16 protein-coding genes are annotated in these 21,101 nt (G+C 42.8%); 4 read left to right on the forward strand and 12 right to left on the reverse strand.

The genetic code is table 11. The features are described from left to right. The first annotated feature begins 74 nt into the window (after positions 1 to 74). The 3 genes from VM640_RS10335 (at position 75) to ldhH (ending at position 4,421) form a co-directional block, all read left to right on the forward strand. A complete protein-coding gene (locus VM640_RS10335; RefSeq protein ID WP_325391895.1) occupies positions 75 to 1,331 on the forward strand; it encodes an NAD(P)-dependent malic enzyme in 1,257 nt (418 codons plus the stop codon). Positions 1,332 to 1,705: 374 nt separating this feature from the next. After that, positions 1,706 to 2,272, forward strand: a complete 567-nt coding sequence (locus tag VM640_RS10340; protein ID WP_325391897.1) for a LutC/YkgG family protein — start codon at positions 1,706 to 1,708, stop codon at positions 2,270 to 2,272. Position 2,273: 1 nt separating this feature from the next. Then, the gene (ldhH, locus tag VM640_RS10345) at positions 2,274 to 4,421 is read left to right on the forward strand and encodes an L-lactate dehydrogenase (quinone) large subunit LdhH (RefSeq protein WP_325391899.1); all 2,148 of its coding nucleotides are present in this window, start codon (positions 2,274 to 2,276) and stop codon (positions 4,419 to 4,421) included. A 293-nt stretch (positions 4,422 to 4,714) separates the two neighbouring features. Here the strand turns inward: ldhH and VM640_RS10350 are convergent, their stop codons facing one another. The 4 genes from VM640_RS10350 to rimO form a co-directional block, all read right to left on the reverse strand. Beyond that, complete coding sequence (locus VM640_RS10350; protein ID WP_325391900.1) at positions 4,715 to 6,187, reverse strand: AAA family ATPase; 1,473 nt, start codon at positions 6,185 to 6,187, stop codon at positions 4,715 to 4,717. Between the two features lie 14 nt (positions 6,188 to 6,201). Continuing rightward, positions 6,202 to 6,726 carry a hypothetical protein gene (locus VM640_RS10355; protein ID WP_325391902.1) on the reverse strand — a complete coding sequence of 175 codons (525 nt, stop codon included), beginning with the start codon at positions 6,724 to 6,726 and terminating at the stop codon, positions 6,202 to 6,204. 278 nt (positions 6,727 to 7,004) lie between these two features. Then, positions 7,005 to 7,562 (reverse strand): CDP-diacylglycerol--glycerol-3-phosphate 3-phosphatidyltransferase, encoded by a 558-nt coding sequence (gene pgsA / locus VM640_RS10360; protein WP_325391904.1) that lies wholly within the window; start codon positions 7,560 to 7,562, stop codon positions 7,005 to 7,007. Beyond that, the gene (rimO, locus tag VM640_RS10365) at positions 7,559 to 8,887 is read right to left on the reverse strand and encodes a 30S ribosomal protein S12 methylthiotransferase RimO (protein ID WP_325391906.1); all 1,329 of its coding nucleotides are present in this window, start codon (positions 8,885 to 8,887) and stop codon (positions 7,559 to 7,561) included. Before rimO ends, pgsA begins: the two co-directional genes overlap by 4 nt. Before the next feature lie 244 nt (positions 8,888 to 9,131). Here rimO and VM640_RS10370 point away from each other — a divergent pair, with 244 nt between their 5' ends. After that, positions 9,132 to 9,707 carry a hypothetical protein gene (locus tag VM640_RS10370; protein WP_325391908.1) on the forward strand — a complete coding sequence of 192 codons (576 nt, stop codon included), beginning with the start codon at positions 9,132 to 9,134 and terminating at the stop codon, positions 9,705 to 9,707. Here VM640_RS10370 and VM640_RS10375 read toward each other — a convergent pair. From VM640_RS10375 to VM640_RS10410, 8 genes are all read right to left on the reverse strand, one after another. Then, positions 9,700 to 11,760 carry a YgiQ family radical SAM protein gene (locus tag VM640_RS10375; protein WP_414647955.1) on the reverse strand — a complete coding sequence of 687 codons (2,061 nt, stop codon included), beginning with the start codon at positions 11,758 to 11,760 and terminating at the stop codon, positions 9,700 to 9,702. The genes VM640_RS10370 and VM640_RS10375 overlap by 8 nt on opposite strands. Positions 11,761 to 11,939: 179 nt before the next feature. After that, complete coding sequence (locus VM640_RS10380; RefSeq protein WP_325391912.1) at positions 11,940 to 12,431, reverse strand: YajQ family cyclic di-GMP-binding protein; 492 nt, start codon at positions 12,429 to 12,431, stop codon at positions 11,940 to 11,942. Positions 12,432 to 12,480: 49 nt separating this feature from the next. Next, positions 12,481 to 13,305, reverse strand: coding sequence for a helix-turn-helix domain-containing protein (locus VM640_RS10385; protein ID WP_325391914.1), 825 nt, complete (start codon positions 13,303 to 13,305; stop codon positions 12,481 to 12,483). Between the two features lie 162 nt (positions 13,306 to 13,467). Next, positions 13,468 to 14,526: a tRNA 2-selenouridine(34) synthase MnmH gene (gene mnmH, locus VM640_RS10390; RefSeq protein WP_325391916.1), complete on the reverse strand. Its 1,059-nt coding sequence runs from the start codon at positions 14,524 to 14,526 to the stop codon at positions 13,468 to 13,470. 65 nt (positions 14,527 to 14,591) lie between these two features. Then, the gene (locus VM640_RS10395) at positions 14,592 to 16,958 is read right to left on the reverse strand and encodes a DNA translocase FtsK (protein ID WP_325391918.1); all 2,367 of its coding nucleotides are present in this window, start codon (positions 16,956 to 16,958) and stop codon (positions 14,592 to 14,594) included. Between the two features lie 188 nt (positions 16,959 to 17,146). Then, positions 17,147 to 17,842, reverse strand: coding sequence for a ClpP family protease (locus tag VM640_RS10400; RefSeq protein ID WP_325391920.1), 696 nt, complete (start codon positions 17,840 to 17,842; stop codon positions 17,147 to 17,149). Between the two features lie 146 nt (positions 17,843 to 17,988). Beyond that, the gene (locus tag VM640_RS10405; protein WP_325391922.1) at positions 17,989 to 19,902 is read right to left on the reverse strand and encodes an LTA synthase family protein; all 1,914 of its coding nucleotides are present in this window, start codon (positions 19,900 to 19,902) and stop codon (positions 17,989 to 17,991) included. Between the two features lie 744 nt (positions 19,903 to 20,646). Then, positions 20,647 to 21,101: hypothetical protein (locus tag VM640_RS10410; protein ID WP_325391924.1), on the reverse strand; the 455-nt coding region annotated here is incomplete at its 5' end.

Raw genomic sequence — 21,101 nt, forward strand, 5'->3', positions numbered from 1 at the left:
TCAATAATGGGCTAAAATCATTAGGGTGAGGAATTCCCTGTTAAGAAAGTTAGATATGAAAGGATGCTGAGTCTATGTCACGCATTAAAAATCTTCGTGAAGAAGCCTTAGAATTCCATAAGGTAAAACCTGGGAAACTTGAAATTAGAGTAACTGTGCCGGCTAATGACCTTGATGATTTAACACTGGCTTATTCGCCAGGAGTTGCGGAACCCGTGAAGGAAATTGCAGCCAATCCAGAAACCTTGGATGTTTACACAAATCATGCCAATGCGGTTTGTATTGTATCCAATGGCACGGCGATCTTGGGATTGGGTAATTTAGGCGCTGCCGCCTCAATGCCAGTTATGGAAGGAAAAGCACTTCTCTTCAAGACCTTTGGGGATGTCGATGCTTATCCGATTTGTGTTAACACAACTGATATTGATAAAATTGTTGAATTGGTTGAGCTTATTGCCCCCTCGTTCGGCGGTGTCAACCTCGAAGATATAAAAGCACCCGAGTGCTTTGAAATTGAAAGCAAATTGAAAAAACATGGCATTTTCAAGGGACCGATTTTCCATGATGACCAACATGGTACAGCAATTGTGACCTTAGCAGGTTTAGTCAATGCGCTTAAAGTTGTCGGCAAAAAGCTTGAGGATATTAAACTAGTCGCTAACGGAGCAGGTTCTGCAGGTATCGCTATTGTTAAGCTACTCATGAGTTTGGGACTGAAAAATGTCATCATGTGTGATACTAAAGGGGCAATATACAAAGGTCGCCCTATTGGTATGAACAAATATAAAGACGAAATCGCCGACGCAACGAACCCTGAAAGATTCAGTGGTGACCTTGCGGGTGCTTTGGTCGGCGCGGATGTATTTATCGGTGTATCGGCCGCCAATGTCCTGAACGAAGATATGATTCGTTCGATGGCGAAAGACCCGATTTGTTTCTGCCAAGCTAACCCTGTTCCTGAAATTTGGCCAATCGAAAGAGCGTTTGCTGCAGGCGCTGCTGTTATTTCTACCGGTCGCTCTGATGTTCAAAACCAAATCAACAACATCTTAGCGTTCCCAGGAGTATTCCGTGGAGCGATTGATGTTAGAGCAACGGACATCAATGATGCCATGAAAGTAGCAGCCGCTTATGCAATTGCAAATATCATCAAACCAGAAGATGTCCGTGCAGATAATATTATTCCTGGTGCTTTTGACCCTGAAGTTGCACCTGCTGTTGCTAAAGCCGTTGCGAAGGCAGCGATTGAAAGTGGACTTGCCAGAAACCCTATTGATCCTGAAATTGTCGCGGAGAATCTAAAGAAGAGATTAGCCAATCAATATAAATAAACGACATGTTGCGAAAGCAAACGACCGTTATGGAAACACTTAAAATGAAGAGGGCTACTTCCTAACTGATATGCTCCCCTAAAAGTAGACAGGTTAAATAATAAAAACCTCCTACCAGAAAGGGGAGCACATCAAATGGGGGAGGCCCTATTTTTTATACCTAAATTCTAATCCTTTTTCAACTTTTCTCTTAGTAGCATTATGAATTCTATCCTGAAATATCATAAAAAGATTGTAATTTCTGATAATCTAGCATAAAATAATTATTGGCATGGTGGCCTGACCATCATAAAGTATAATTTAGAATTTATTAGATAATTCAAGAAGGACCTGTGGAGCTGGGAACAAATTATATTATACGAGGAGTGAGTAGAGTGGGAGATATAAATCTCTTATATGACCGTTTCAAAAGTAAGATGGAGTCTGTTTCTGGTGAATGTTATCGTGCAAAAACGTCAGCTGAGGCTCAAAAGCTGATTAGTCAGCTTCTTCAGGAAAAAGGAATCCATAGTGTAGCCATGGTGAATTCACCCTTAGCCAGAAGTTGTGATTTAGCCCATTTTCTCTCTGAAAATGGAATTACCCTACATATGGATCATTATCAAGAGGTCACCCCCTTAGTAGATGCCGGAATAACAGAAATGAAATGGGCAATCGCTGAACTAGGAACTTTAGTCCAATATGCTGAAGATGTGAATGAACGTTTGTGTTCTTCTTTTACTCCTATTCATTTTGCACTTGTGCGGACGTCTGCTTTGATTCCAACCTTGCCAGAGGCCTTAAGCGTAATCCACAGGGAACCTCAAATCCCAGGTTTTGTAGGGTTCATTACAGGCCCAAGCCGAACCTCTGATATTGAGCGAGTATTAACAATTGGAGTACATGGACCTGGAGAGCTCATCGCTATCTTTGTGGATGATTCGGTCGAGGAGGGAAAATAAAATGGCAGATGCACAATTTAAACAAAGAATTGAAGATGCTCTAGAAAATAAAATCTTAAGAGGAGCTTTAGGTCGTTTTGTGGATACTTATTCAGATGCACGGGTACAAGCCTATGAAGGCTATGATGTTGAGGCCCTGCGGAATCAAGTAGCTGAAGTTAAGTCTTATGCAGCTACCCATCTCGATGAGATGATTGATAAGTTTGAAAAGGCAGCAACAGCACGTGGCGCGAAAGTATACCGTGCGAAAACGGGAGAAGATGCCAGACAGTATATTCTCGAGCTTGCTAAAAAGCAAAATGCTCATAATATTGTCAAATCGAAATCAATGGCTTCGGAAGAAATTCACCTTAATCAAACCTTGATTGATGCGGGGATGGATATACAGGAGACAGACCTAGGGGAATGGATTATTCAGATGGCGGGTCAACGCCCTTCACATATGGTTATGCCAGCAATTCACTTGACTAAAGAAGAAGTTGCTGATGAATTTACGAAGCATTTACATCGTCACAATGATCCTGAAATTTCTCAATTGGTGAAGACAGCGCGTGTCGAAATGCGCAAAAAATTCATGGATGCGGATATGGGAATTTCCGGAGCAAATATAGCAGTGGCTGAAACTGGTACATTAATGATGGTTACCAATGAGGGTAATGCTCGCTTAACCTCAACCTGGCCCAAAACGCATGTTTTCCTCGTGGGAATTGAAAAGTTTGTCAACAATTTTGAGGATGCGAGTGCTATTCTCCAGATGCTTCCCCGCAATGGGACGTGTCAACAAATTACGAGTTATGTCACGATGATTACCGGTCAAACACCTGCTTATTACCCCGATGGTACAATTGATGGTAAAGAGTTCCATATTGTCCTCATGGATAATGGACGTCGAAAAATGTATGAAGATGAAAAGTTTAAGAAGACGTTCCAATGTATCCGCTGTGCGGCTTGCTTGAATGTTTGCCCAGCTTTTCAACTCGTAGGCGGGCACGTTTTTGGGGATATCTATACTGGCGGGATTGGGATCATCTTAACTAACTTCCTTAATTCTGAAGATGATAGTACTAATCCACAAAATCTATGTATACAGTGCGGAAGATGTGATGAAGTTTGTGCCGGAAAGCTAAATATCTCGGAAATGATTCTAGAAATCCGGAACAGGATCGGAGAGAAGAAGGGTTTGCCCTTCACGCAAAAATTTGCGCTAGATGTGGTTTCCAACCGACGTCTTTTCCATTCTCTCTTAAAAATAGCCTCTAAAGCCCAATTGCCTTTCTCAAAGGGTCAGTCAGTCATTCGTCACCTCCCCATGTTCCTCTCAGGTTTAACCCAAAATGGGAGTTTACCGACCATTGCAGATGTGCCTTTCCGTGATGTCATAAAGACGATCAAACAAGATGTTAAGGAGCAAAAGGGAACGGTTGCTTTCTTTGGAGGGTGCCTCGTCGATTTTGTTTATCCGAGAATTGGTGAGGGAGTTATTAGAGGCTTAAACGAAAAAGGTTACAAGGTAACTTTTCCAGAAGGACAATCCTGCTGTGGCGCTCCAGCTAGCTACATGGGGGATCGTCAAAATGCCCGCAAATCAGCAATTATCAATATTGAAGCGATGAATGCAGAAAAAGTGGATTATGTAGTTTCGGCTTGCCCAACCTGTACCCATGCTTTGAAGGATAGCTTCCGAGATTTAGTCGCGGACGATCCAGCGATGTCGAAACGAGCGGAAGAACTCAGTCGCAAGACTTTTGACTTCTCGAAACTTCTTTATGACCTCGGCGGCTTAGAGCCAGGTGGGGATGGGAAAAATGTTAAAGTTACCTACCATGATTCCTGTCACTTAAAACGTAAAATGGGTGTTTATAAAGAGCAACGTGAAATTCTAACTAACATTAAAGGTGTAGATCTCGTTGAAATGAAAGATTCTGATCGTTGCTGTGGTTTTGGTGGATCGTATGCGATTAAATTCCCAGAGATGGCTGGCCCGATTCTTGAGAAAAAATTGAATAACATTAAGGATACAGGGGCTGAGGTTGTCGCAGTGGATTGTCCAGGATGCCTTATGCAAATTTCAGGCGGGTTAGATAAGTCGGGCTCTTCAGTTGTTGTTAAACACACAGCTGAATTGATACTCGAAAAATGGACAAAATAAAATGCTTTAGTTTAGATAGATACTTTTCAAGACTAAATGTTTGTCATCAGACAAAACTGCCTGCTCTTTCGGCGGCAGTTTTTCTTTTCCTAACAGGGAGTATAAATTTTTGGCAGATAGCATAAGTGCAACCAGCGGTTTCGCTTTCCTACGATGAATGCGGTTAAGTTCGGCAGGATAAGGCGACTAAGGCCCCCGCTTTGGCGCTGACCAAGTCTTCTATGTCGCAAAGATCGGCGAAAGCCGGGTTTTCTTTATAAAGGAGACATGAGGGTTAACGATCAGACTGCGACTTATGCTACAGTTCTGAGGTAAGAACGAAACTTTTCCCCGCTAATACTTTCTTCCTCTTGCAAGATCTCTGCCAAATGGCTCAAAACTGTTTTTTCTTCATGAATGATTCTCTGGGTTTTTTGCTCAAGGTCCGCTAGTATATCATGGGTCACCGTCTGACGCTGGTCAGCACTGATTTTGCTGACATCCACGACTCCCAATTCAGACATTCCTGACGCGAGCATTTTTTCAATCATCTGTAGGGCTTGCTCATAGTCTCCTGCTGAGCCTGTGCTACGTGCTCCTAACACTGTTTCCTCGGCCAACGCGCCTGCTAAAGCGATCATGATTTGTTCTTCGAGCATTCCCTGGGTATAAAGATAAAGATCATTCTCCGGGTAATGGCGGACATACCCTAACGCATTTCCTCGGGAACGAATCGAAACCTGGGAAACTGAGTGTGGATGAACATGTTCTGCCAGCAGGGCATGCCCACTTTCATGCACAGCTACTCTTTTCAATTCTCCTTCTGTCGGTTTTCGGTCAAGTTTCTCTCCTAATAATACTTTTTCAACAGCTTCTCGGAAATGTCGCATTTTAATCTCTTGATCGTCGTCTCGTAAAGCGAAAACGGCGGCTTCATTGGTTACACTTTCGAGGTGGGCCCCTGAGAAACCAAATGTTTCTTGGGCGATCTTTTCTAAATTAACATCCTGCGCTAAAGGTTTATTACGTGCATGTATATTGAGAATTGCCAGTCGACCTTCCTTGTCGGGCAAATCGACTTTAACCAGTCGATCAAAGCGACCCGGCCTCAGTAAGGCGGAATCAAGGGCTTCCGCACGGTTCGTCGCGGCGAGGACCAAGATTTGGATTTCTTGTTCTGTCCCTAAACCATCCATCTCCACTAAGAGCTGATTTAAGGTTTGATCATACTCATGATGAGAAATATTACTTCCACGCTTCGCCCCGAGAATATCGATCTCATCAATAAAAATAATCGCGCTTGTTTTTTTCTCTTTACTGGCAAGTTCCTTTGCCCTACGGAATAAGCTGCGAACCCGTTCGGCACCTACACCTGCGTACATCTCAACAAATTCGCTCCCGGATATCGCCAAAAATCCCGAATTGGTATAGCGCGCAGCAGCTTTCGCTAAGAGTGTTTTGCCTGTACCTGGTGGCCCTGACAATAGAATCCCTTTCAGCGGTCGAATTCCGAGCTCCTTCATGCGCTCCGTATATAAAAGAAAATCTAAGGCTTCCTGCAATTCCTTTTTGGCTGAGTTTTGCCCTCCAATATCTTCAAAGTTTACAGAGGTATCTGAAATTTGAACTCCTTTTCCTGCCGTCTTGAGCACTTGTCTCTGAATGACCAATTTCCAAAGAAGAAAGGCTCCTACTCCCAAAATTCCAAGAGGTAGGACGTTATAACCAATCACCCAGAGAAAGAAGAAAAGTCCAATTCCAGCTCCTAATACTATATCGATTTTCATTTTATCTTCTCCTCTCATTGACTCACTGACGCTAAAAACTTCCCTTGGGTACTGCGTTCCACAACCTCAAGTAACTGGGCTTGTCCCTGAGTTAAGTTTAAGAAAATTTTCTCGTTGTTCATTGAAAGATCGATAGTTACCCCGGTTTGGGCCGCTTGCTGCTGTAGCGTTTGTTCCATTTGAACGAAATCCCCGCGAGCAATACCTTCTTGGAGCGGAAACTCCATCTTCGCCAGCAGCTTTTCTAATTCCGGTGTTCTTTGGTCTTTTAAACGGATCGGACGTTGACCCGCAAGTTTTTCAAGCTGTTGCTCTACCTCTGCTAAATTTTGCAGATGGTCAGTTGTAACCTCAAGGATTTGTTGGCCATTTTCTGAAACAACCTGAGCTGAAAGGACGCCGCTGATTTGTTGACTATCTTTCGCTAAATGCCCATTAACCCAATTGTTTTTATAAATAAATTGACCACCCAATAAAAGCCCGAAAATTAGAATCCCCACAAGGCTAATCCGCGCGATCCTCTGTTTCATCATAGACATGTGTACCCTCCACTTCGCGTTCTCGCTACGAACTTGATATATCAATTACGTATAATATTATAGCATTGATTCTATACTAACCTGATATATAAATATATCCACAATTGACAAGTTTAAACTCAGGTGGAATTTAAGAATAACCTCGTTAGTAACGGATATAAAGGAAATGAGCATAAATACCTTCATGGAAAATAAGAAGAAGAATTCGTCCTTTTGGAGAATTCTTCTTCTACGTACATCTATTTAACAATCCATCAACTTTGTCTTTATTGATTAATTTACTTGCGGAAAAGCTTCTTCATTTTTAATAAGTAGTCCATACCTGAGAGCAACGTAAAGAATAAGGCAATATAGAGGAAAGGTTGCCCAATGGGTATATGAAGGAGTGAAAACGGCCAATCATCCAAGAGCAGCGCAGAAATGGCAATCACTTGGGTAACGGTTTTAATCTTGCCGAGCTTACTCGCACTGATAATGGTCCCTTCTGCTGCTGCAATTCCCCTCAGCCCTGTGACTGCAAACTCTCGGCCAAGAATGACCCAGGCAATCCATGCGGGTACATCCCCAAGCTCGACCAGGGAAATCAACGCTGCTGATACCAGAAGTTTATCCGCCAGCGGATCCAAAAATTTGCCGAGATTTGTGACCTGACCGCGCTTCCGAGCGATATAACCATCCAAGCCATCAGTTGTAGCCGCCAAGATGAAAATCAGGGCCGCTACAATATTTTGATAGGGCATTATCTTGTGCCCTTTCGCATCTTGAATCAGCAGAAAGGCCATAAATATCGGTATTAAAAAGATTCGGGCTAATGTGAGTCGATTGGGTAAATTCACGAAACAACCTCTCCCATTAAATCATAACTATCCACGTCATGGATTTTCACTTGAGCAAATTCCCCGGTTTCTAATTCCTGTGCAGAGTTCACATAGACTGAGCCATCAATCTCTGGTGCATCCCCTTCGGAACGTCCGAGATACCGTCCATCTGGTAATTTTTCCTCAATCAGAACCGTTAATGTCTGCCCGATCCAGCGTTGCTGTCGTTCTAAAGCTATCCCTTGTTGAAACTGCATTAGCTCGTCTCGACGTTGTTCACGGATTTCTACTGGAACCTGATCCTCACGTTGTGCCGCAGGTGTAGTTTCCTCTTGTGAATAAGCAAACGCCCCTAAACGATCAAAACCAATCCGTTTGACAAAAGCAATTAAATTGGCGAACTGATCTTCTGATTCTCCCGGGAATCCCGTGATCATCGTTGTGCGAATTCGGATATCCGGCATTGCTTGACGTAACTTTTGAATCAAGATCTCCGCTTCCTCGCTGGTTCCCCGACGATTCATCGCCGCTAATATTTGATCATCACCATGTTGCAGGGGTAAATCAAGATAGCGGCACACCTTCGGCGTTTCTTTCATGGTCTGAATTAATTCATCTGAAAATAAATCAGGATAGCAATACATCAGACGGATCCATTCAATTCCTTGAATCTCTGCTATTTTACGGATTAGCGAAGGTAATCTAAATTCTCCGTAAAGATCCACGCCGTATCGCGTTGTATCCTGAGCAATAAGCAGGATTTCTTTAACACCTTCCTCCGCCATCTGTTGGATTTCGCGAAGAATAGATTCTTCAGGACGGCTGCGAAAATGACCTCTCACCTTTGGAATAACACAATAGGTACAAAAATTGTCGCATCCTTCTGCTACTTTTACATAAGCATAATGTTTCGGAGAAAGACGCTGCCTTGACATCGTGTCATCATAAAGAAATTGAGGAGCCCCTTGAGTCACATGTCTGGTCTTATGAATTTGAGCTTCATCAATAAATTCAAGAACCTCCGCCAGATTATCCGTTCCTAAAATTCCATCAAGTTCTGATATTTCTGCCATCAGTTCCTCACCATATCGTTGAGCCAAACAGCCCGCTGCCAGTAGGGTCTTACATTGACCTTCCTTCTTGTATTGAGCCATCTCGAGAATTGTATCGACAGATTCCTCTTTGGCACTATCGATAAAGGTACACGTATTGACAATAATGATATCCGCTTGTTCAGGGTCCTCGACTAAATCATATTTCTCACTGATCCGACCAGACATAATCTCACTATCCACCTGATTCTTGGGACATCCTAACGTAACAATAGCTACTTTTTTACTCAAAAATTGCACCTCAATATCTGTTTAACCTTATGCATTCTTCTAACAGTATAAACCAACTTTTCTTAACGGTCAAAAACTATTCAGACCATCAAATTAAGATTAAGAACTAAATTAGGAAATAAGAAAGTTTCCCAAAAGGATTTTTGTCCTATAATATATAAGTATATAAGAATTGATCAAAACAGAGCGGGCAGACTTGGTTGTCTTATCCTGCCGAATATTTAAAGAGTGAGGCGTTTTTACTATGAAAGAACTTTCTCCCATTGATTTATGCGGTTGCGGTGATACCGGTTATTTAAGCAAGCGAACAATTCCGATCGACTTAGCTCAGGGTCTGGGGCATATTCATCAGGTCCCCATCTATCACTGTGGAAGTAAACTATGTGACCAGTATACCCTGCCCTCGCTGGTTGTCTCACGAATCGATGATTTAGCCGATATCATGGAAGAAAAGGGTCTCCAATCATTAGAGTTTTATTGGGAAGACCAGGAAGGTCCCCAGGATTTCTCTTCTCTGGTTGAATCCCTTATCGGGAGACTATCCAATCACAAATATGAGGATGTAATTGTCATTTTTGTGCTACCCGGACAGTCCATTGTGTTTCAGAGTCAACAAGATAGTTCTGAGTTTTACCAACTTAAGTATCTTCAGAAGGATGACAAGGGAACCTGGTTTTCCTTCCTCAAATTCTATTCAGAGGAGCCCCTTACTGTTGAGGAATTTCCAGAATATGAGCCAACTTATGTCAAGGAGCTAGGGGTTATTGCTATCGATGAAGTCGAAGATGCTTTAAACGATGAGTTTGGGGGCGTTATTTAACCTTTTTTCTTTTTCCTTTTTGTTGACTTGGGTTCCTTGGGCCCTTCGTACTTGAACCAGATAGCTGACTGGTTTTAGGGTGTTTTGTTTTTGAAAGACCGTTTACTTTATCCGTAATTCGAGCTCTTTTTTCAGTTTTGAGGGGGCGTTCAGTTTCTAGATGTTCTGTTTTTATGGGTTCGGACCTTCTAGACTTTCTCTTTGAACTAAACTCTCTAAGCTTCAAATCCGGTCTTTTTCCATCACCTGATACTTTGCCCGCTGCTTTGCCGGATATCCGGCTCGTCTTATAATAGGTATTTCTTGGTCGAATTAAGCATTTCGACCCATTGCCAATGAGATCCTCGCGATGAGCCTGTTTGAGTGCTTTTTCAACGAGAGCGTAATTCTTGGGATTTCGATACTGAATTAACGCCCGTTGCATCGCTTTTTCTTCCATACTTCGTGGAACATAAACGATTTCCATCGTTCGGGGATCTAACCCGGTATAATACATACATGTAGACAGAGTCCCCGGAGTCGGGATAAAATCCTGAACTTGTTCTGGATTAACGCCCATATCTCGAACGTATTCCGCTAATTCAATCGCCTCACGCAGCCCGCTTCCGGGGTGAGAAGACATAAGATAGGGAACCAGATACTGTTTCTTGCCCAACTCTTTATTGATATCCTTAAAGTCCTTGACAAAGGTGTCATAGACCTTTCTTCCCGGTTTCCCCATTCTTTTGAGCACCCGATCGCTTACATGCTCGGGTGCTACTTTAAGTTGTCCACTCACATGATATTCACAAAGCTCACGTAAGAAGTCGGTTTTCTTATCAGCCAGGACAACATCATAACGGATACCGGAACGGACGAAGACTTTCTTAATCTTGGGCAGACTTCTTAAGCGACGCAAGAGTTGAATGTATTCTCCATGATCCACATCGGCTTGCTCACAAGGTGAGGGATAAAGGCACTGCCGATGAGGACAGGCACCCCTTTTTAGTTGAGCCTCACACGCAGGACGTCGAAAATTGGCAGTGGGTCCACCAACATCATGAATATACCCTTTAAAATTTGGATGCCAGGTCAAGCGCTCTGCTTCCCGAACAATGGATTCTTCACTGCGGCTTTGAATGATCCTGCCCTGGTGAAAAGTTAACGCGCAAAAGGAACAGGAACCATAGCAGCCCCGTGCGCTGACCAGACTAAACTCGACTTCCGTAATGGCCGGAACCCCGCCCTCTTTTTCATACATGGGGTGATAGGTCCCGTTGTAGGGTAAAGCATAGACCGCATCCATCTCGGACTGTGTGAGTGGATATCCAGGAGCATACTGCAATACGCCTTCTTTGCCGTGTCGTTGAAGCATTGCCTGCCCCCGAAACGGATCCTGTTGATTATATTGAATCCAAAACCCTTCAGCATACTTTCGTTTATCCTCAACGACTTCCTTGTAGGAGGGGAGTTCAATAACCTCTTCAGGAAGCTCTTCCTGCCAATGAACCATTGTCCCTCGGATCCCTTGAATATCTCGCGCAGGAGTTCCCGCCTTCAACTGTTGGGCAATTTCCACGATAGCCTTTTCTCCCATGCCGAAAACGAGTAAATCCGCCTGACTATCCAGGAGGATCGAATGCTTCACCTTATTACTCCAAAAATCATAATGGGCAAACCGCCTTAAGGAAGCTTCGATCCCTCCGATCACGATAGGAAGTCCTGGAAACACCTCTCGTACACGATTTGAATAAACAACTGTTGAATGATCTGGCCTTAGTCCAACTTTTCCACCCGGGGAATAAACATCCTTGGAGCGCCTTTTTTTAGCCGCAGTATAGTGGTCAACCATGGAATCAAGATTTCCCCCTGAGATGAGACAAGCAAGCCGAGGGCGTCCCATAACTTTAAAGGATTCAAGGTCCTGCCAATCCGGTTGGGCGATAATTCCCACCCGATAACCTTCTTTTTCTAACACTCTAGAAATAATGGCTATCCCAAACGTACAATGATCGACATAAGCATCTCCTGTAATCAGGAGGAAGTCTAATTCCTTCCAACCACGTTTTCTCATATCCTCTCGATTTACGGGTAAAAACTGTGGGGTTTTGATGAGTATCACTCCAATTCGTAAAATTTCATTAAGAAACTATTATGAACTCTAGTAGAATAAAAAGTTTTGATTAAACTCCTGTAGCCATCGAATAAAAGTGAAAACTCCCACTGGAAGTGGGAGATCTCTGAAAAACATTTCTACCGATAATTGATAAATTGTAGGTCAACCCCTAAATCCTGTTGTCGGAGAAGGACAATTATAGACTGCAGGTCATCTTTATCCTTACCCGAAACACGAACTTGATCGCCTTGAATGGAGCTCGCTACTTTAATCTTGCTCTCTTTAATCAGTTTATTGATTTGTTTAGCCTTTTCCTGAGAAATTCCCTGAACCAATTTAACTTCTTGTCGTACTGTATCACTTGCAGCAGGAATAACTTTTCCATAATCCAGCGCTTTTAAAGAAACCTGTCTTTTGACCAGTTTACTCTCTAGGATATCTACAACGTTACGCAGTTTAAAATCGTCATCCGAAACTAAGATAATTTTATCGTCTTGAAGTTCAATCGAAGATTTGCTATTTTTAAAATCGAAACGTTGTTCAATTTCCTTTTGTGCTTGATGGACCGCATTGCTCACTTCTGGCATCTCAACTTGGGAAACAATATCAAACGAAGATTCCTTAGCCAAAGCCATTCTCTCCTTACTCTACATTATTTACATTCTTGTTTAGAAATAGTTATTGCGGTTGTGCCGAGGTTTGAGGATTCTGTACAGTTTGAGCTTGCGCGGAAATTTGGACCAAGGTGGCTTTATTGAGAACGACATTATTTACGACTTGTCCAGATGTCCCTAAGGCGGGAACGTTTTTTCCGTTGAGAGTAATCGTTATACCTCCTGCATTCCCGACCGTGACAAATTCAATATTTTCAGTAGCAGTTAGTTCTTTCGTTGTTCCTGGAGAAAATGTTCCTTCCAGAGCATGTTGACCATCGACATTCACGACTAACCAGCAGAGTTCGGTAAAAACAAGTTTAGCCTTTAAGCCATCTGTCGTTGCTGCTGTAACGCTGGGCGGATTCTGGGGCGTATTTGTCTGGGGTTGGGCAGGATTAGCCTCCGTCACTGGTTTTTGTTCCGGCTGCGGAGCACTGGGTAAAGGAGCAGGCGTATATTCTGCCGTAGGGACCGTTCCCTGAGGCTTACTCATTGACGCAATCACCGCTACCGTTCCTACTGCAAGCAAACCAACCACTACTGCAACCATGGGCCTAAACCACATAGGTCTTTGCTGGGCCGCCTGAGGAACAAACTCATTTTTCGGTTGAATAACTGGTTCACTTTCCTTATAAAGTTCCAATATATCCTCGGAATTCAAGTCAAGATATTTGGAGTACGTACGTAAAAAACCCTTAATGTAAGTCGTTCCAGGTAAGATCTCATAATTTTCTTTTTCCATTGCTTCCAGATAGCGCACCCGGATTTTGGTCGCTTCTTCCGCTTCGATTAAACTCCACCTTTTATTTTCACGTGCTGCCTGAAGGAGTTGTCCCTCGCCTGCCATACAAAACCCTCCTTAAAAAATTTAGCTCACGTCAAATACAGAATAGCTCATATTCATGTCATAGGCATACTTAGCCTTCCCGAGTAAAACGATATAGCTAGGCAGATTACTTAGAAAATCATCACTTCATCCAGCCGTTCCAAACTTATTTTGCACTTCAGATCAAGATGTTGGTCCATCTTGATCATCTCTACGCTCCACGAGATAGCCTTCCAACTCCCTTATCGCGTGCTCTGGATAACATTGACTGACACTGAAATCATAATCAAAGCTTGCCTCATTGGGATACCCATAAAGCGCATCATAATAATCAAGTAGATTACCGGTAAAATTAGCTAAATGATTTCCGTCCAAAAGTGAATTATATTCTTCTATCTTCTTCTGTCCAAGGGTCTTATCCAGCCGAAGAAGGGCTGCCTGGATCTGCGGTATAGCTTCCGGAATTTCCGTATACTCCTTGATTAATCGGTTAACGCGGTTTGGGATGGAATCATAAACAAGAATTTGTGTGCCCTGCTGCATGGCGTCATAGAATTTGACTGGTAAAGTTACTCGTCCAAGACGTTTACTTTCGCATTCAACAACAAGATACGAATGACCGTTAGCTCTGATTTTCCCGAGTTCATCATAAAGTAAAGCCTCAAACGTCTTTTGTGAGGGGGGAGCCCCTAACCCTAAGTCTCCGAAGACTGACCCTCGGTTATTCGCTAATTTTTCCAAATCGATCACCGGATAGCCGTCTCTTTTTAATTGGGTGAGGATTTCCGTTTTGCCAACCCCCGTATTTCCCCTCAAGACAAAGAATTTTAGGGATGAATTCTGTTCAAAAAAATCGAATACGGTTTTACGGTAAGCCTTATACCCCCCTTTCAAACGGTAAACTGAAACTCCCATGAGGTCCAAAACCGTCGCTAAGGCTTTGCTTCTCATCCCACCTCGCCAACAGAAAAGAACAAGCGGACCTTGTTCTGACCAATGTTCTACCTGTTGGACCAAATTTGGCAGTTTCGGGCTGATGAATTTCAACCCTTCTTCTCGAGCTAATTTAGGCGAAGTTTGGGTATAGGTTGTTCCCACCTGCGCCCTTTCCTCGTTATTCAAAAGAGGCAGATTTAGAGCACCCGGTATTGTGGCCTCCCGATATTCTCCTTCTGAACGCACATCAACAAAAATTGGATTCTCTAAATTCTCCAATTCTTCTACAGTAATTTCGCGAATCATCCTAATCCCTTCTGGAAACCTTACATTCCCCTTTTATCATAAATCCTACTTGCAAAATCCGCAACTTATTTACCGACAATTTCATCCATTAAACCAAATTTCTGTTCGAATTGTCCTCGTGTCAAGAGTACTTCACGAGGTTTTGAACCCTCGTACCCTCCAACCACTCCTTTTTCCTCCAATAAATCCATAAGACGCGCAGCACGCGTATATCCAATTCTGAGCCGTCTTTGTAATAGAGAAACAGAAGCATTGCCTGATTCAAGGAACAAAAGTGAGGCTTTATGGAACAATTCATCCCCCGCTGCCTCGACTTTACTACTTCCGATTTCAATGTTAGGGATCTCCTGATATTCAGGGGTCGCTTGGTTCTGTAAGAACCGTACCACATTTTCTACTTCTTTATCCGCGAGGAAACATCCTTGCACACGTATGGGTTTACTCGCACCCATGGGGGAAAAGAGCATATCCCCGCGTCCTAATAACTTTTCTGCCCCATTCATATCCAAGATCGTCCGCGAATCGGTCTGTGAGGATACCGCAAAAGCGATTCGTGAAGGAATATTCGCCTTGATTAAGCCTGTAATGACATCTACTGAGGGTCTCTGGGTAGCAATAATGAGATGAATACCTGCAGCTCTAGCCATCTGCGCCAAACGACAAATGGAATCCTCTACTTCGCCTGGTGCAACCATCATTAAATCGGCAAGCTCATCAATAATCACGACCACATAAGGTAGAGGGGGTGAAGCCTCTTTTTTCTCTTGGGTCTTTAAAAAATTATAGCGCACAATATCACGTACCCCTGAAGCTGCAAATAGTTCATAGCGCGTTTCCATCTCTGTAACGATCCATTTCAAGGCCCCTGCAGCCTTCTTCGGATCCGTTACGACCGGAGCGATCAGATGAGGAATGCCATTATAATTTGTAAGTTCCACCATTTTCGGATCGACAAGTAAAAATTTAACCTCATCCGGGCGAGCCTTGAATAAAATACTGTTAATTAACGTGTTCACACAAACGGATTTTCCGGAACCAGTCGCACCCGCAATCAGTAAATGCGGCATTTTAGTTAAATCGGCAACAATGGGAGTCCCCGTAATATCTTTACCCAAAGCCACCGACAATTTGCCCTTAGCATTATGAAATTCGGGCGTTTCGAGAACTTCTCTAAAATGAACCATCGCAATTTCACTGTTCGGTACTTCAATCCCGACCACTGACTTTCCGGGAACAGGAGCCTCAATCCTGACATACGAGGATGCTAAACTCAAGGCAATATCATCCGCAAGGTTGGTGATTTTGCTCACTTTGATCCCTGGCGCGGGCTGCGCTTCATAACGAGTAATAGCTGGTCCTTGTGTGACATGCGTAACTTTTACCCTAACCCCGAAGCTTCCCAGTGTATCCTCAAGGATCTTGACATTATCTGCTAAGTCCTTATTAATCCGTGGATTTTTAACCTTTAAGGACTTCTGTAACAACGTAAAATTGGGTAGTTGATAAACAGTCTTATCTTTTTGAATCTGTCGAGAAATTGGCGTTCCAGTTAATTTCCCAGGAGGCAGGATTTCTTCTTGCCGATGATTCTCATCTACACCTTTCGCTGAATCCGTTACTTCTAAATTTTGAGAATTCATTTCTGATCCAGGATAATCCAGACTATCCTGCAATGTATGAATAATGAGCGGGCGTTCCGCAACATCAGGATCAAGGACTTTATTTGGTATTGGCTCATCCTTGATATCCTTTTTCCGCATCGTCTTTTTTAGGGTTTTATTTATGATTGGATCCTTTTTCAGGTTAGGTTCCTGAATTTCTTCGGACTCGGAATCTTGAACAACGTAGATAAATTCTCCGACCTGTTCCTTGACCCACTCTCCCGTCTGCTTACCAATCCGCTTCACTTCCTGAACCCCACCAATTAAAGATCGATTTGTCACCAGTAAGGCCCCAATCAAAGCCAGCATAATCAAAATGACATAACCTCCGGCAATTCCAACCGAGGATTTTAAGAGAATAACAATCCCTGCACCAACAATTCCGCCGCCCTGTCCACTCTTGCCAGCTTGCCAGAGATCCGTTTGAGAAAAGGCTTCGACTCCTGGAAGTTGCAAATGAAGTATTCCCTCCAGAACGAGCCAAAGGAGGAGTACGCCACCGCTCCGCCATCCATTTTCAAAATGACGTCGGTTCATATAGGCGACACCCCAAAGTCCGAGAAGAATCAGCACCCAAATTCTACCCCCGCCTGCAAAAACAGTCAGGGCATATTTTAACTTTTCACCCAAATATCCGCTCGGTCCTGAATAAAGCATGACAATTCCCAGTGCTGCCAAACCTAAAGCCAAAATTCCAACGACCTCATGCTGTACGGTTTCTTTTAACGTTGGTCTTTTTATCACCGTGCGGCGTGTTTTTCTTTTCGCCACAAATAATCCCCCACACCTTCAAAATTTTCCAATTTAATATTCTTGATTTCATACCTTCTCTGTTGAAGGCTGGTTTCCTCTCATTCAAGCCATTTATTACCTGATAATTTCCCTATTCCCTCAATAGTATAATATAGAAACTCTACCTGTGCAAAAAAGCGGGCTATAATGCCCGTTTTTCTGATTTTCTAATCCCTATTTTGTTCATCAATTAAGCGTTTAATTTCAGCATAAGCTTCTTTCAATCCCCCGACGGAATCAATCAAACCTACATTGACCGCATCTTGTCCAATAAGGATTGTTCCAATATCCTGAGCTAGTTCACCTGTTGCAAACATCAATTTCTTCAAATCTTCTTCAGACATTTTAGAGTGTTGAACAATAAAGCTATTAATTCGCTCCTGCATCTTTTGAAGATACTCGAATTGTTGATGACCATTGATCACCAATCCGGTATAACGAATCGGGTGTACCGTCATTGTTCCGGTTGGAGCAATAAAGCTTCTGCTACAACTGACGGCAATCGGAATCCCGATACTATGTCCACCGCCAAGAACCAGAGACACACTTGGCTTACTTAAGCTGCTAACTAGCTCGGAGATCGCCAGCCCCGCTTCCACATCTCCCCCTGCAGTATTTAAAATCAGCAAAAGTCCTTCAATTTTAGGATTTTGCTCGACTGCAACCAGTTGAGGAATCACGTGTTCGTACTTTGTTGCCTTAGCTTGAGCAGGTAAGATCTGATGTCCTTCGATTTGCCCGACAACGGTCAAGCAAAAAATGTTTTCAGCGGGTTCCGGTATCTGAATCTGCCCTAACTCCTTGATGTTCTGCACTTCTGGATTATTAGACTCTTCCGCTAAGTCCTCATTATTTTGTAACATGAGTATGACGCTCCTTCAATTCTATTTCCATTCAACTCAACTTAAGATAGAATGTAAAACTCGACCTGAAGTGAGTTTCCTTTATATTATGGAAGGTTAGCGTCATAAACATACAAAACGGAGGAGCATTTAATTATCAAGCAATTTCATTCTTCAAATCCAATAACTTTTAAATAATTACTGCGCAGGCTTAAATCTGCAAGATCTATTCCCTCAATTTCCTTGTTCTGTTCAGCTTGCGAAACTGGATCTCCAAGATATTCTCGGTTCGCAAGAACCGCGAAGTTCTTCTGAGTATTCAGGAGATTCCGACCGAAGGCCGTATTTTTATATTGCTCCTCTTGAATCCCCATGAGATAGGCTAAGGTTGGAAAAAGGTCGATCTGCCCACCCGTAGTTTTAATTTTTTGTCCTGCCAACCCTTTATTGAATATGATCAAAGGTATACGTTTGGAATCATCAAGCCACCAACTTTCTGGAGCATTCATGGCTTGAACTTCATTATTGTAGTATTTATGCACCCCAGTATGATCCCCATAGATAGCAATGGTAGTGTTCGCTAAGATTCCTTTCTCCTCGAGAGTCTTCAAGAAAATTCCAAGTTGCTCATCAGTGTAATGAATACTTTGAAAATAGCCCCCTAACTTCGTCTTATTAAGCTCCGCATCGATATTAAGCGATTGATACTGTTCCGGCAAATCAAAAGGGCTATGGCTCGACAATGTCACCATAAAGCTATAAAAGGGCTGTTTCGCTTGGGTAATAAGCGGAACAATTTGTTTGAGGTAGCTTCCATCACTCACTCCTAACCCGATTTGTTCATCTTGCTTGAAATAAGCCGCATCAGTCGTCTTTTGAAAACCGATTGATTGGAGTGCAGGCATCCAATTCCATAAGGCTCCTTTATCCGCATGGATCGCCTGGGTAGTGTAGCCCTGACTTTGCAAAAGCTTCGGTAACGAATTATAGGTGTTTTGGGGAAAACGGAAAAATGTCGCCCCGTTCCGCGCCGGATAAACTGAAGTGTTCGTCATCAATTCCGCATCTGAGCTATTTCCGTTGTAGACTTGCTCATAATAATTTGAAAAATAGAGGCTATTGTTTAAAAGTTTATTCAGATTCGGAGTAATTTCCTGCCCATTGACTTTTTGGTTAATGACGAAGTTTTCCAAGGATTCAACCTGAATGACAAGTAGGTTTTCTCCTTTGAAAAGCCCCGCATATTGATTCGGCGGTAAATTCTCCTGTTTGTTGGTAAACCAAGTTTTGAGCTGCTGATTTTCCTGAGCTGTGAGCGTATAAGGCTTCGTGTCTTCGTAGTAATTGTAGATATCATAAAGGTGATATCCAAGAGGGGATAAATTGGTTAATGTTTGATTTGGTGCCCAGGCCACTCTAAAAAGCATCGTCTCGCCATTCCCATTAAGGTCAAGCTGGACATGTTGATAATAAATACCGGAAACGGAGACGGCGAGTAAGCAAAAACACAGTAAAAAACTTCTTTCCGCACGGGCATAGAGATTGCGCACGTGTAGACCAATAGCCGATAAAATGATTAAATCGACAACAAATAATAGATCCACCGGCCTTAGCATGGAGATTATCGTTGTAAAAAGATGATCAAGATTAGAAGATTCACTCAAAAGAAAGGGTGTGAGGAAACTACCAAACCCTCGAAAATACATTAAATCGGCAATCAAGAAAGAAGAGATTAGAAAATTAATACCGAGTAAAGCCCAGTAATGACGTTTACCTCGAAATAAAAAAGTAAAGCTGACAAAAATCACTATAAAGAAAACATAAACACTAAGCGGGGGAGGTGAGCTAAAACTTGCAAACGCTTTAACTAAACTAAAGTTCGTTCCATCGTTATTGGCTACACCAATGAAGACAATAGATTTAAGCAAAAGTGAAATAATCGTGAAAAAGAAAAATCCATCTTTGAGGAAGAAAGCTAACTTAGTCTTGAAGTTAAGCCCCTTTCTCCGTGGGGAAGGAAGAAGGGGAGCTTGCCCCATTTCCCCAGAATTATAGGCAATATTATTATTATTTGTTGACAACAAAACAACCATCCTTTACTCGATCTTAACAATCTATATTCAATTTTTGCGATCTATACAATTATTTCGATATCATAAACATAAATTCCTCTTGTTAAATAATACATAAGCTTCGAGGTCTTGTCACTATATTTCGGCTTTTTTCCAGATAGTCCTTATGCGGTTACGGTTGGATGTTCTCTTTAAGAAGATCTAAATCCCCCAAACTGCCAAAATCCACTCAATTGCTACCATAAACATAGCCAACAACAACCTTAGGGGGAAACTTATGGTAAAATAATTATGATTTCATTATAAGAGAAAGAACTACGCTCTAGCAACGTAGTTCTTTCTCTTATAATGCTCTTATAATGAAACGATCTTATGTGTATTTCCAAGCAAGGCCTATTTTCAAGATAAGTAGATTTACAGTTCAAATTACTTGTACTTATTATTTGTACTTATTATTTGTACTTGCGTTTTGATTTCTTTTCAGCTGCAGCCATATAGCAAAGGGCATACCCAAGAAAGGCAATAAATATAGTACTTATGAAAAGGTCAAAAACCATGTTAACCATCCCCTTTGCCAATAAAAAGCATGTCATATATTAAGATATACGCACCAGAACACAGGATTAGGGGGAGGATGACGGGAGAAAAAAATATACCGGCTAAGAATCTAATGGATTGAACCGCGACTTACTTTCCCAGGACTCTGCAGTCAAGGAGTGCAGTGCCTCACGTTCTCTTCACTCACCGCGGCACCTACCCCGAAACCACCACTTGATGCTTTCGTATCAGCCCTGGAGGGTACTCGAACTTCCGTGTTCGGTATACGAAAGTGTCCATGACGAAAGTGTCCGGTGGACACTTTCGCCGAAGCCGCAAGCCCTCAAAGAAACGCTCATCGGCTGAAGGTCTTCGGCCAAGCCGTATACCCCAAAGAATTACTGAGCGGCGCAGGCGATACTGTCCAGTGGACAGTATCGGACACACACTGAGCTTACGATCATCACTTGAATGTGTGGCTCGAACAGGTGGAACCGACCCCAGCCCTTTCTTACCTGGAGTTTTTACGCAGTAAAAGGCAAAGAGACCATCTTTCAAGATAGTCTCTTCACATTTACCTGGCAATGACTTACTTTCCCAGAACCCTGCGGTCCAAGGAGGGCGGTGCCTTTGGTTTTCCTCACTCGCCGCGGCACCTGCCCCGAAACCAT

It is taken from the genome of Desulfitobacterium sp., from assembly GCF_035539115.1.
In the GTDB taxonomy this organism is placed as follows: Bacteria; Bacillota; Desulfitobacteriia; order Desulfitobacteriales; family Desulfitobacteriaceae; genus Desulfitobacterium_A.